This is a genomic window from Pseudomonas sp. LBUM1679 (assembly GCF_059695565.1).
Genome location: NZ_CP166774.1, coordinates 4174565 through 4187155, shown reverse-complemented (window position 1 = coordinate 4187155; position 12591 = coordinate 4174565). Strand labels below are relative to the sequence as shown.

The window sequence follows — 12591 nt, the reverse complement described above, 5'->3', positions numbered from 1 at the left end:
GGTGCCATGGACTTTGCCGTTACAGCCAGGCTTTGATTTGTGTGCAAACGGCTTGGGTTGAAATGCCATAACGATCATGAAGTGTGGGCAGCGCTCCGGCATCGAGGAAGGCGTCTGGCAGGGCAATTTGCCTGAAGGTCGGAGTTACGCCGTTGCGCAGCAGGACCGTCGCAACCGCCTCGCCCAGGCCACCGATGATGGAGCTGTTTTCTGCGGTCACCACCAGTCGGCCGGGCTTTCTGGCTTCAGCAAGGATGGTCTGTTCATCCAGCGGTTTGATCGTCGGTACGTGCAGCACGGCGACTTCAACGCCATCTGCTTGCAACTGCTTGGCCGCTTCCAGGGCGCGCATCGTCATCAAGCCCGTGGAGATGATCAGTACGTCGTTGCCGGTACGCAGGGTCTTGGCCTTGCCGATCTCGAACTTGTAGCCGTATTCGTCCAGCACCAGCGGCACGTTGCCGCGCAGCAAGCGCATGTAGACCGGTCCTTGGTGCGCAGCGATGGCGGGCACGGCCTGTTCGATTTCCAGTGCATCGCAGGGATCGACGATCATCAGGTTGGGCATGGCGCGGAAGATCGCCAGGTCGTCCGTGGCCTGGTGGCTCGGGCCGTAGCCGGTGGTCAGGCCGGGGAGGCCGCAGACGATTTTGACGTTGAGGTTTTCCTCGGCAATCGCCATGCAGATGAAGTCATAGGCGCGGCGGGAGGCGAATACGGCATAGGTCGTGGCGAAGGGCACGAAGCCTTCACGGGCCATCCCCGCCGCGGCACTCATCAGCAGCTGTTCGGCCATGCCCATTTGGTAGAAACGATCCGGGTGAGCCTTGGCGAAGATGTGCAGATCGGTGTACTTGGACAAGTCGGCGGACATGCCAACGATGTCTGGACGCTGATCGGCCAGGGCGGCCAGCGCATGGCCAAAGGGCGCGGATCGGGTGGCCTGGCCTTCAGAGGCAATCGAGGCGATCATCGCCGAGGTGGTCAGGCGCTTTTTGGCTGGCTCACCAGTGGAAGCCGGAGTATTGGTTGCATTGCTCATTGGTTTTTACCTTCTTCCAGGTTGCTCAGTGCCAGATCCCATTCGTGCTCTTCCACGCGAATGAAGTGCGTCTTCTCCCGGGTTTCGAGGAAGGGCACACCTTTACCCATTTTGGTATCGCAGATGATGACCCGTGGTTGAGTCCCGGGATGACTGCGCGCGGCGTCGAACGCAGTGACCAATGCATCCAGATCATTGCCATCGATCCGTTGGGTGAACCAGCCAAATGCCTGCCAACGATCGACGATCGGTTCGAACGAGAGGATTTCGCTGGAATAGCCATCGGCTTGCTGGTTGTTGACGTCGACAATGGCGATCAGGTTGTCGAGCTTCCAATGGGACGCCGACATCACGGCCTCCCAGGTCGAGCCTTCATTCAACTCGCCGTCCGACAGCAGGTTGTAGACGAAGGAGGGCGAGCCTTTACGCTTGAGGCCCAGGCAGGCACCGACCGCGATGCCCAGGCCCTGGCCGAGCGAACCACCGGTGATTTCCATGCCCGGGGTGTAGGTCGCCATGCCCGACATGGGCAGGCGGCTGTCATCCGAGCCGTAGGTTTCCAGCTCATCGAGCGGGATGATTTCGGCTTCGATCAAGGCCGCATACAGTGCAATCGCGTAGTGACCGATGGAGAGGTAAAAACGATCACGTTGCTCCCATTCCGGGTCTTCAGGCCGATAGTTCAAGGCATGGAAGTACGAGACTGCGAGCAGGTCAGCGGCGCCGAGGGCTTGACCAACATAGCCCTGGCCCTGGACTTGACCCATTCGCAGCGCGTGCCGACGAATGTTGTGTGCTCGCTCCACCAGAGTCTTGGATGAAGCGTATGAAGGATTAGTAGTCATGCTAAAAACTCCGTTAAATCAACGATTGACCAGGGCGGCGGGAATGCGCAGTACCAACAGGGCTCCGCCCACCAGTACGCCGGTGATCAGATACATGCCGATGGCGCTGGATCCGGTCAGCGTGGTGATCCAGCCAATCAGGTAAGGCGAGCAGAAGCCGGCGAGGTTGGCGAAGCTGTTGACCGCCGCGATGCCTGCGGCGGCAGACACGCCACCGAGCAACGTGGTGGGTAACATCCAGAACATCGACGTCGCGGACAGAATTCCGGAAGCGGCCAGGCAAAGACTCAGAATGGAGAGCGTCACATTTCCCCCCATCATTGCCGCCAGGGTGAGTCCGATAGCACCCGCGATCATCGGGATGATGAGGTGCCAGCGGCGCTCGCGATGTTTGTCGCCACTGCGTCCGGCATACAGCATGGCCACAATTGCACAGAGGTACGGCAGGCTGGTCAGCACGCCGATTTTCATCGGGTCGGACACCCCTGCGTTACGCACCAGGGTCGGCAGCCAGAAGGTGATTGCGTACTGGCCCATCACGACACAGAAGTAGATGGCCGCCAATAACCAGAGACGACGGTCACGGATAAATTCACCTACAGAGGCGTGTGTGACTTTTTTCTGGTCATCCTCGGCCAGCTCGCGGGTGATCAGCGCTTTTTCGTCGTCGTTGAGCCAGCTGGCTTGATGCACGCCATCCTTGAGATAGCTCAATACCAGTAGACCAACCACGACTGTGGGCACGGCCTCCAGCACGAACATCCATTGCCATCCCGCCCAACCATGTACACCGGCAAACTGAGTCATGATCCAGCCGGAGAGAGGGCCACCCACCATGCCTGACAGCGGAATGGCGATAAACCACAACACCGTCATGCGGGCACGGCGATAAGATGGAAACCAGTAGGTCAGGTACAGCAACAGACCCGGCGCAAGACCGGCTTCGGCAATGCCGAGCAGAAAGCGCAATGCATAGAATTGCCAGGCGGTCTCGACGAAGGCGAACAGGGCGGAAACGATGCCCCAGGTGATCATGATGCGTGCGATCCACACGCGGGCACCGACCTTGTGCAAAATGATGTTGCTGGGGACTTCGCAGAGGAAGTAACCGATGAAGAACATGCCCGCGCCCAGTCCGTAGACCGTTTCGCTGAGCGCCAGATCGTTCATCATTTGCAACTTGGCGAAGCCGACGTTGACGCGATCGAGATAGGCACACAGATAGCACAGCATCAGAAAAGGCATCAGGCGCCATGCGGTTTTCCGATAGGCATTGGAACGCACGGTCGAAACCGCTTCGAGCGACAGGGTTGTCATGATGGTCTGATCTCTTGTTTTTATTGACCGCCAGGCCACGAGGCCTGGCTGCGTCGTCGATCCAGAACCGCACGGGCGTCAAGGCCCGCCAGGTATCCTCAATGAATCAGCATGCCGCCGTTCACATCCAGGGTGATGCCGGTCAGGTAGGAGGATAGGTCGCTGGCCAGGAACAGGGCCGCATTCGCCACATCCTGGGCTTCACCCAGACGCCCCAACGGGATGCCGTCGATGATCGCGTGTCTGCGCTCGTCCTGCATCAGGCCGCCGGTGATGTCGGTGTGAATCAAACCGGGTGCGATGGAGTTGACGCGTACCTTGTCCGGTCCCAGTTCCCGGGCCATGGCTTTGGCCAGGCCCAGCACACCGGCTTTGGCAGCGCTGTAATGGGGGCCACCGAAAATGCCGCCGCCACGCTGCGCGGAGACCGAGGACATGCAGACGATGCTGCCGCAAGACTGTTGACGCATGATCGGGATCACCGCCTGCGACATGAGCAAGGTGCCACGCAGGCTGACGTCCAACACCTTGTCGTAATCGCCAGGGCGGATGTCCAGCGTCTTGAGCGGCTGGGTGATGCCGGCGTTGTTGACGAGAATGTCGATGCGGCCGAAATGTTCGATGATTTTGGCGACGGCCGACTGCACCTGCGATTCGTCAGCAACGTTGGCTGCAAGACCCAGATGTCCTTCGCCCAGGGAAGCAGCGGCATCACGAGCGGCGGATTCGTCCAGATCGAGGATCACGACGCGAGCGCCCTGTTGCGCGAAGGTGGTCGCCGTAGCGCGGCCAATGCCACGTGCGGAGGCGGCACCAGTGATGATCGCGACTTTGCCTTGAAGAAGCATGGAGGAGTTCCTCTGATTGTTTTTATTGGGTCGACCCACAACGAATCGATGACTCAGCTTGGTCCCCGGGCTTGCCTTGAGCAATAAGGTGAATGTCACTCGATGCTGAAAAAAATTCAGCACTCGCCAACACAATGATCGGGTGGTTGAATAGCTGAACGTCCGGCTTACGCCGTCTGCAGCGGGAAAATAATAATCATGGCCTCACCCGGCGATGCACCTCCGATACTGCCACCCCTGAAAGCCATTCAGGCCTTTGAACAGACGGCTCGCTTCGGCAATGTCGCTCGCGCGGCGGAATTGCTCGATCTGACCCCCTCGGCAGTCAGCCATCAGCTGGCCAAACTGGAGGCGATGATCGGTCGACAGTTGTTTTTCCGGACGGCCAGAGGCGTGACGCTGACGCCTGTTGGCGAGCAATACCTGACTGAGGTTTCTGGCATCTTGCACAGCCTGGCGGTAGCCACTGAACGTGCCACCAGTGATGTCAGCCTGGATTGCCTGCGATTGCACTCCTCGCCCAGTTTCGGCCTGCTGTGGCTGATGCCGCGCCTGGAACAGTTTCGCCAGAGCCATCCCGATATCCAGCTCAACCTCTCGTGCTCCTACGAATCACTGCACTTCAGTCGAGACAAGATCGATGTGGATATTCGCCATGGCATGCCGAATTGGCCGAGTTTTGAAGTGCGCACGGTGCGCAATGAAAAGATTGCGGTGATGGCTTCCCCGAAGCTGCTGGCAAAGCGTCCTATCCGGGTGGTTGCGGATTTGCTGGACAGCAATCTGATTCTGTCGGAAGCCACGCTGATCAAATGGCCACAGTTGTTTGCGCAACATGGCCTGTCACGTCCCGAAAAACCCTATTCGCTGAGTTTCGATCGCTCATACATGACGCTGGAAGCCGCCAGCCACGGACTTGGCTTTGCTTTGGAAAGCACGTTGCTGGCGCAAGATTATCTCGCACGTGGTGCATTGGTTGAAGTGGCCCCTGAGCTGAGCGCTTCGATCACTGCCCACCACCTGGTTTTCCCCAGGGCCCACTCCAACTTTCCTCGGGTCAGGCGATTCCTTGAGTGGATGCAGAAGGAACTGGGGCATGATTTTTCCTACTGATCCCGCTTTGCCACAGGCGCTCATTCGCCATTGCGACAAGCGCCACTTATGAGCGGGAACCCTCAGGCCGCAGCGTCCACTCTTACGCCATTCTCCCTGGTCGGCACATCATGCAGGGAAATCCTCGACGTCTCCGGCAACGCCAAACCACCGGCCAGCGCGAGCAAAGCCACCGCCATCAGATAAAACGCTGGCGACAGGTTGCTGCCGGTGGTGCTGATCAGCCACGTCGCCACCAGCGGCGCGGTGCCACCGAACAGGGTGTAGGCCATGTTGTAGGTGATCGCCGACGCGGTATAGCGAGTACGGGTAGGGAAGGTTTCCGAGAGCAGGGCCGCAGTGACCACGCCACACAGCACCGCGCCGATCGCCAACAGCATGACGCCGACGATGGAGGCGGCGAACGATCCGGAACTGGCCATCAGGAACGAGGGATACACCGCCACTATCAATAGCGCGCAAGCGGTCATCACCGTGACCCGGCGCCCGACCCGGTCCGAATACAGCCCGGCCAGCGGGCAGATCGCCGCGGCGAAGATCAAGGCAATCAGCGACACCAGTAATGCCGTGGCGCGACTCAAGCCGCCCGCAACTTGCAGGTAGGTCGCGAAGTAGGTGGTGAACATATAGAACGATAGCGCCGTCAGCGACACGAAGGCACCCAGGCAGCAGATCGCCGCGCCATGGTTGCGCAAGGTCTCCTTGAGCGGGGAATGTGCCACCGCATGTTCCTCGGTCACCGCCTGGAAAGCCGGGGTTTCATCCAGCTTCCAGCGCAGGTAAAGACCCACCAGGCCCAGCGGCGCGGCAATCAGGAACGGCAGGCGCCAGCCCCAGCTACCCATGGCTTCGGTCGACAGTGACGCCTCGAGTGCGTAGGCCACCACGGCCGCCGCGGCGAAGGCGGAAAAGGTCGAAACCGGAATGAAGCTGCCATACCAGGCCCTTTTATCGTTAGGCGCGTGCTCCATCAGGTAGGCACAGGCACCGGCGTATTCGCCCCCGGCGGAAAAGCCCTGGGCGCAACGGATGAGGGTCAGAAGGATCGGCGCCATGACCCCGACGGCGGCATAAGTGGGCAACACCCCGATCAAGGTCGTCGCACCCGCCATCAGCAGGATGGTCATGGCCAGGGTTCTCTTGCGCCCGATCCGGTCGCCGAGCATGCCGAAGAAAATCCCGCCCAAAGGCCGGAAGGCAAAGGCAACGGCAAACACCGCGAAGGTTTTCAGCAAGGCGACGCTGGCGTCGCCGCTGGGGAAAAATTGCTGGGCGATGGTGGTTGCCAGAAAACCGTAGACGGCGAAGTCGAACCACTCGACGAAATTGCCGATGCCGGCCGCGACAATGACTTTTCTCAGCGTTTGCGGGCTGACCTGAGCTGCGCTTGTCATGCTGAACCCTCGACATTCCATTAGTAGGCTTTCGATTATCGGGGCAGCGACTGGAACGGCTGACTTCAAAAGTGTCATCCGCATAGTCATGACCGACCCGTTGCGGTTGGAGTACGCATGATTCGTGCCGTAGGGAGCCCCGATTGCGTGTAACTCGTTGCGTAAAACGCAACATGTTTATTAGGCCCTGTGATTGTTGCCCGATCGGCTGATCGCTAATTTCCTGTCATCGCTATCGTTGACAGGTGCTCTCCCATGAATTCACCCCTTCCGGATATTGCCGCACTGGCAGAGCGCATCAGTGCACTCGAAGCTGAATCGGCGGTGCGTCGGGTGCTGCATCGCTACATGGCCTTGTGCGACGTTCCCGGCCCGGCAGATCGTCTGCCGGCACTGGCACAATTATTTTGCCGCGATGCGCTATGGCAGGGCGTCGGCTCGCGCTATGCGCTCAAGTTCGGCTGTATAAAGGGCCGCGAGGCGATCGTTTCGATGCTCGCGGGTTATCTGCCTCCTGACCCTCACTTTCAGTTCAACGCACATTTTCTGGCCGGTGAGCAAATCACCATTGACGGCTTCAAGGCCAGTGGCCGCTGGTTGATGCAGCAACTTTCGCGTTACGACTCGGGGCAGGGCGAGGCCATCGTGGCTGCACTCGGTCTGGAATTTCTGTGGGAAGACGGCGCCTGGCGCATTGCGTCTTTTACCACCGAGCGACTGGACGCCTGCCATCTCGCCGATGCGCACGGGGTGCAGTCATGAACCCGCTGGTGATTCAAGGCTGCAAGGGCGGGCCAGGGCCTACCGTCGCGATAAAGGACTCGCTGGATGTGGCCGGTTGGCCAACCCGCTGCGGCAGCCGCGCCTTTGAATCGGCCGCACCGGCCGGGCGCAACGCCACCGTTGTGCAGTCGCTGCTCGATGATGGTTGGCAGGTGATCGGCAAGACCGTCTTGCATGAACTGGCCTTTGGCGTCACCGGTGTCAACGAATGGGCGGGCACGCCGATCAACCCCCAGGCACCCGAACGAATTCCGGGTGGCTCTTCCAGCGGCTCTGCGGTGATCGTCGCCCAGGGCGCTGTCGACGTGGCGCTCGGTACCGATACCGGCGGCTCGGTGCGCATGCCAGCAGCCTGCTGTGGGGTGTACGGGCTCAAGCCGACCTTCGGCCGTTTGAGTCGAGAGGGTGTGTATCCGCGGTCCACTTCGCTCGATTGCGTCGGGCCGATGGCACGTGACCTGGACACACTGGTTGCCGCCATGGTGGCCATGGACCCCACCTTTGTCGCGCAGCGACTGCCCGAGCAGGTCCGTGTCGGCTTGGTGGCGGTTTCGTGTGACCCCAACATCAGCGCCTCCATTGACGAAGAGATCAGTCGTCGCGGCTGGGCGTGCGAAGTCGTCAGCTTGACGCTACTGGACCAGGCCTTTGACGCCGCGTTGACTGTGATCAACGCCGAAACCTGGGCGGCTTTCGGCCAATACACCGGCCAGGGCTTGTTGGGCGCAGACGTTGAAGCTCGACTGATGCGCGCGGCACTGACAGACGCCGCCGATCTGCACGCCGCCGAAGCCATCCGTGTGGCGTTCAGCGCGCAGGTCGACCAGTTGCTCACGCGCTTCGACGTCCTCGTGTTGCCCAGTTTGCCGCGCCTGCCACCGCTGCTTGCGGATGTGCACCGAGGCGAGCCGGTCATCGACCTGACCCGCTTTCTGCGCCCGTTCAATCTCAGCGGGCACCCGGCCCTGAGCATTCCGATCGCCTATCCACACACCCGCTGCAAAACCAGTCTGCAACTGATCGGGCGCAAGGGCGACGACGCGCAATTGTGCGCTATCGCGAACGCCTCCTGATCCATAAAAAAGATGCCCGACATCAAGCATAGGACCTGACCGTGACCCAACTCATCAAAACCCTGAACCTGGACACCAGCCCCGCTGACCTCGTCCAGCCCGACCGTGTCCACACCTCGCTGTATACCGATGCCAAGCTGTTCGACGCGGAGCTTGAAAAGATTTTCTACAGCACTTGGGTGTGGGTGGCTCACGTCAGTGAGATTCCCGAGTCGGGCAGCTACAAGAGCACCTACATCGGCAAGCAACCGGTGATTGTGGTCCGTGACCGCAAGAAGGCGGTGCACGTGCACCTCAATCGTTGTCGCCATCGCGGTGCCACGGTTTGCGAGCACAAGAAGGGCAAGACCAACAGCTTCGTTTGTCCCTATCACGGCTGGAGCTACGCCCTGGACGGCTCGTTGCGCGGTGTGCCCCATCCGGAGAGCTACGGTGAGTGCCTGGACAAGGGCGAGCTGCCGCTGGTGAGCCTGCGCGTCGAAGAATACGCCGGCATGCTGTTCGCCACCTTCAAGGCCGACATTGAGCCGTTGGTGGACTTTCTGGGCCCTGCGAAAAAGTGGATGGACCTGTTCATGAAGCAGGGCGCAGGTTACCCGATCAAGGTGCCGGGCGAGCACCGCTTCCGCTTTCCCGGTAACTGGAAAATCCAGCTCGAGAACACCACCGACGCCTACCACTTCCCGCTGGTGCACAAATCGTTCCTGTCCTCGGTGGATGAAGAGACCCTCAAGCTGTTCGATTTCGTTGAAGGCCCTGGCTATGTCGAGGATCTCGGCAACGGTCACAGCGTGATGGTGATGATCCCCGACCTGGTGGACCTGGAAGCGGATCTGCACAAGCCGATCCCCGAGCGCTTCGAAGGCCTGGCCGCCGAGCTGCGCGACGAAGGCATCGACGAGCAGCAGGTGCGCCGCATCGTCCGCGCCGTCGGTGGTTCGGGCTTCAACCTCAACCTGTTCCCCAACGTTGCGTGCTCAATGGCGTTCTTCCGTGTGCTGCAGCCGATCTCGGTGACAGAAACCGAAATCCACCACTCGGTGATCACCATGGACGGCGGCCCGGCCGCGGCCAACCGCTATCGGTTGCGTCTGCACGAACACTTCCAGGGCCCGATGGGCTTCGGTACCCCGGATGACTCCGAAGCGTGGGAGCGGGTGCAGAAGGGCGCCTCTGCCGGAGAAAACCTGTGGATCATGCTCAACCGCGGTTTGCCCGGCGAGCAGCCGAGCGAGGATGGCCTGGTCAGTGATGTGAGTGCCGAAACTGGAATGCGCGCTGCCTACCGGCAGTGGAAAAAGATGATGTCGGTGTGACCGGCGGAGAACCTTGATGAACCTGAAACTACTGAACGAAGTCACCGCTTTCATCTGGCAGGAAGGCGACATGCTCGACCACGGCGAATTCGACAGCTGGCTGAAGCTGTGGGACGAGAAGGGCACTTACATCATCCCGATCGATCCCAAAGAACAGGACTTCGAAAACACCCTGAATTACGCGTATGACGACGGCCATATGCGCCAATTGCGTGTCCAGCGCCTGATCAGCGGCGACTCGATTTCCACCAGCCCGCAACCGCGCACGGTACGCACGCTGTCGCGCTTTCGTGTGCTGTTCGAAGATGCGCAACAGGTGACGGTGCGCTGTGCGCAGCACCTGCGCGAGTTCCGCAAGGACGCGCTCAAACACTATAGCGCCGACATCACCTACGAGCTGGAGCGTGATGCCGACAGCTTCAAGATCCAGCGCAAGCTGATTCGCCTGATCAACTCCGACGATACCCTCGCCGGTATCGGTTACATCCTCTGATCATGGGCGGGAATGAATCGATGAACGTCACCGTATTGAATGTTGTGGTGCACCAGGCGCGGCAACAAGGTGCCGGCGTGCTGGTGCTCGACCTGTATTCGGCTGCCGGCGAGTCGTTGCCGGCGTTCGAGGCCGGTGCCCATGTGGACGTGCATTTACCCGGCGGGCTGGTTCGCCAGTATTCGCTCTGCGGCGACCCGGCCGACCTTGCTCGCTATCGGCTGGGTGTGCTCAAGGACCCAGCCTCGCGAGGAGGTTCCGCAGCGGTTCATGCCACGCTGCGCGAAGGCTGCGCCGTCACCATCGGCGTACCGCGCAATCTGTTTCCGTTGGCGGCCGATGCCCGGCGCTCGCTGTTGATCGGCGGCGGCATAGGCATCACGCCGATGATCGCCATGGCCTATACGCTGCAGGCCAAGGGTGCGGATTTCGAGTTGCACTATTGCGGCCGCTCGCGAAGCCACGCCGCCTTTTTGGACGAGTTGGCCACTGCGCCTTTTGCCGACCGGGTCACCACTCACTTCGACGACGAGCCGAGCAGCAAACTCGACCTCAATTCAGTGCTCAGCACCCAGACCGCAAATGACCACGTCTATACCTGTGGCCCCGCGGGTTTCATGGCCTGGGTGATCGACGCAGCCAAGGCGGCCGGCTACGCCGATGACCAGGTGCATCGCGAATATTTCCAGGTCGAGGTCGACAACGCTGGCCAGGCCTTCGAGGTCCACACCGCTCGAAGCGGCAAGACACTTCAAGTGCATTCCGGGCAAAGCATCGTGCAAGCGCTGGCCGAGGTTGGCATCGCGGTCGAGGTGTCGTGCGAACAAGGGGTGTGCGGCACCTGCGTGTGTGACGTGCTGGAGGGTGAGCCCGATCACCGTGATGTCTACCTCACCGAGGAGGAGCGTGAGGCGAACGACCAAATGTTGCTGTGCTGCTCAAGGGCGCGCTCTGGGCGCCTGGTGCTGGATATCTGATTCACAACGAAAACAACAACAAAAAACATGACAGTCGCGGGCGTTCAGATCGGCGCTGTCATTCACTGCCATGTCTCTGAATTTCTGCTCCCACCGTAGCAAATCAGTATGGATGTAACTATGTCAAAGCGAGCTTTGCGTGTGCATGCAATTCATTACATAGGGCTTTTAGGGATAGCGGTGCCGTGGTCGGCGCATGCCGACCTGATGGACGATAGCCACCTGTCCTTGAACTTCAGAAATCTTTACCTGAATCGCAACTTTACCAACAGCGAGGCCCCCGTCTCCAAAGTGGGCAACTGGTCTCAGGGCTTTGATCTGCAGTTTCAGTCCGGGTATACCGACAGCCCCCTGGCCATCGGCTTTGACGCCAACGCCCAGTATGCCGTCCGGCTTGATTCCACTGGCAACGACGGTTCGTTACCCTACAGCGTGTTCGATCAGAAGGCCGCCGATGACTACAGTCGCGCCGGCGGCACCCTGAAGTTGCGCTATTCGAAAACCGAACTGAAAATCGGCGATCAGAAACCCAATCTGCCGGTTGCCTCCAACGACCCCAGCCGCCAGCTCGATACGATCTATCAGGGCGCGGTGATCAACACACGTGAAATCGACCGGCTGGAACTGACGGGTGGCCGCTTCTGGTCGAGCGTCACCCGGCAATCCTCCAACCATGAAAGGTTATACAAATACGGCTCCACCGATGATCTGGACAGCAAGGGCCTGGATTTTGGCGGCGGCACTTATTCATTTACGCCCGCCCTGCAAGCCACTTACTTTTACGGCGTACTCAACGATATCTACCAACAGCATTACGCCGGCCTCAAGCATTCGCTGGACCTGGGTCAAGGCTACATCCTGAAGACCGACCTGGGTTACTTCAACAACAGCGAAAATGGCAGCGCCCTGGCAGGCAATGTCGACAACCGTTCCTACAGTGGCCTGATGACCCTGCATAAAGGCGCGCATATGGTCGGGGTCAGTTATCAACGCATGTTGGGTGAGACGGTCTTCCCGACGCTCAATGGCTTTGTTCCGCAACCTTACCTGCCGAACTGGGCAGGCCTGCCTTTTATCCGCCCGGACGAGCGATCCTGGTCGGTGCGCTACGGATATGACTTCGCGGCCATGGGCGTGCCCGGCTTGAAACTATTCACGCGTTACATCAAGGGCACCGAGATCGATCGTGGCGAAGGTTTGAGCCATGACCAGGAAAGCGAGCGAAATATCTTCCTGTCCTATGTGGTGCAGGACGGCGGTCTGAAAGACCTGAGCTTTGAACTGAAGAACTTCAACATAAAACAGAAGTACGGCAACAACTATGACGAATACCGCTTCGTCACCTCATACACCTGGAAGATCTGGTAAGCCGCTGGCTAGGTTTGGAGAA

12 protein-coding genes are annotated in these 12591 nt (G+C 59.9%); 7 read left to right on the top strand and 5 right to left on the bottom strand.

Features of this window, described 5'->3' with window-relative positions; all coding sequences use genetic code 11:
- Positions 1 to 19 precede the first annotated feature (19 nt).
- The 4 genes from ACA062_RS18955 to ACA062_RS18940 all read right to left on the bottom strand — a co-directional run bounded on the left by ACA062_RS18955 (position 20) and on the right by ACA062_RS18940 (position 4052).
- Positions 20 to 1042 (bottom strand): transketolase family protein, encoded by a 1023-nt coding sequence (locus ACA062_RS18955; protein ID WP_497435111.1) that lies wholly within the window; start codon positions 1040 to 1042, stop codon positions 20 to 22.
- A complete protein-coding gene (locus ACA062_RS18950) occupies positions 1039 to 1887 on the bottom strand; it encodes a transketolase (protein WP_497452474.1) in 849 nt (282 codons plus the stop codon). The genes ACA062_RS18955 and ACA062_RS18950 overlap by 4 nt, the downstream gene beginning before the upstream one ends.
- 18 nt (positions 1888 to 1905) lie before the next feature.
- Positions 1906 to 3204: an MFS transporter gene (locus ACA062_RS18945; protein ID WP_497452473.1), complete on the bottom strand. Its 1299-nt coding sequence runs from the start codon at positions 3202 to 3204 to the stop codon at positions 1906 to 1908.
- Between the two features lie 98 nt (positions 3205 to 3302).
- Complete coding sequence (locus ACA062_RS18940) at positions 3303 to 4052, bottom strand: SDR family NAD(P)-dependent oxidoreductase (RefSeq protein ID WP_497435094.1); 750 nt, start codon at positions 4050 to 4052, stop codon at positions 3303 to 3305.
- Between the two features lie 198 nt (positions 4053 to 4250).
- On the opposite strand from ACA062_RS18940, the gene ACA062_RS18935 reads away from it, so the two are divergent.
- A complete protein-coding gene (locus ACA062_RS18935) occupies positions 4251 to 5165 on the top strand; it encodes a LysR substrate-binding domain-containing protein (protein ID WP_497452472.1) in 915 nt (304 codons plus the stop codon).
- 62 nt (positions 5166 to 5227) lie between these two features.
- On the opposite strand, the gene ACA062_RS18930 is transcribed toward ACA062_RS18935, so the two are convergent.
- Positions 5228 to 6559, bottom strand: a complete 1332-nt coding sequence (locus ACA062_RS18930; protein ID WP_497452471.1) for an MFS transporter — start codon at positions 6557 to 6559, stop codon at positions 5228 to 5230.
- Between the two features lie 255 nt (positions 6560 to 6814).
- Here ACA062_RS18930 and ACA062_RS18925 point away from each other — a divergent pair, with 255 nt between their 5' ends.
- The 6 genes from ACA062_RS18925 (at position 6815) to ACA062_RS18900 (ending at position 12569) form a co-directional block, all read left to right on the top strand.
- Positions 6815 to 7321, top strand: a complete 507-nt coding sequence (locus ACA062_RS18925) for a nuclear transport factor 2 family protein (protein WP_497452470.1) — start codon at positions 6815 to 6817, stop codon at positions 7319 to 7321.
- The gene (locus ACA062_RS18920) at positions 7318 to 8415 is read left to right on the top strand and encodes an amidase (RefSeq protein WP_497452469.1); all 1098 of its coding nucleotides are present in this window, start codon (positions 7318 to 7320) and stop codon (positions 8413 to 8415) included. The genes ACA062_RS18925 and ACA062_RS18920 overlap by 4 nt, the downstream gene beginning before the upstream one ends.
- A gap of 41 nt (positions 8416 to 8456) precedes the next feature.
- Positions 8457 to 9731: an aromatic ring-hydroxylating oxygenase subunit alpha gene (locus ACA062_RS18915; RefSeq protein WP_497452468.1), complete on the top strand. Its 1275-nt coding sequence runs from the start codon at positions 8457 to 8459 to the stop codon at positions 9729 to 9731.
- A gap of 16 nt (positions 9732 to 9747) precedes the next feature.
- A complete protein-coding gene (locus ACA062_RS18910) occupies positions 9748 to 10224 on the top strand; it encodes an aromatic-ring-hydroxylating dioxygenase subunit beta (protein WP_497452467.1) in 477 nt (158 codons plus the stop codon).
- A 20-nt stretch (positions 10225 to 10244) separates the two neighbouring features.
- Positions 10245 to 11201, top strand: coding sequence for a PDR/VanB family oxidoreductase (locus ACA062_RS18905; RefSeq protein WP_497452466.1), 957 nt, complete (start codon positions 10245 to 10247; stop codon positions 11199 to 11201).
- A gap of 120 nt (positions 11202 to 11321) precedes the next feature.
- Positions 11322 to 12569 carry an OprD family porin gene (locus ACA062_RS18900; RefSeq protein ID WP_497452465.1) on the top strand — a complete coding sequence of 416 codons (1248 nt, stop codon included), beginning with the start codon at positions 11322 to 11324 and terminating at the stop codon, positions 12567 to 12569.
- Positions 12570 to 12591 lie beyond the last annotated feature (22 nt).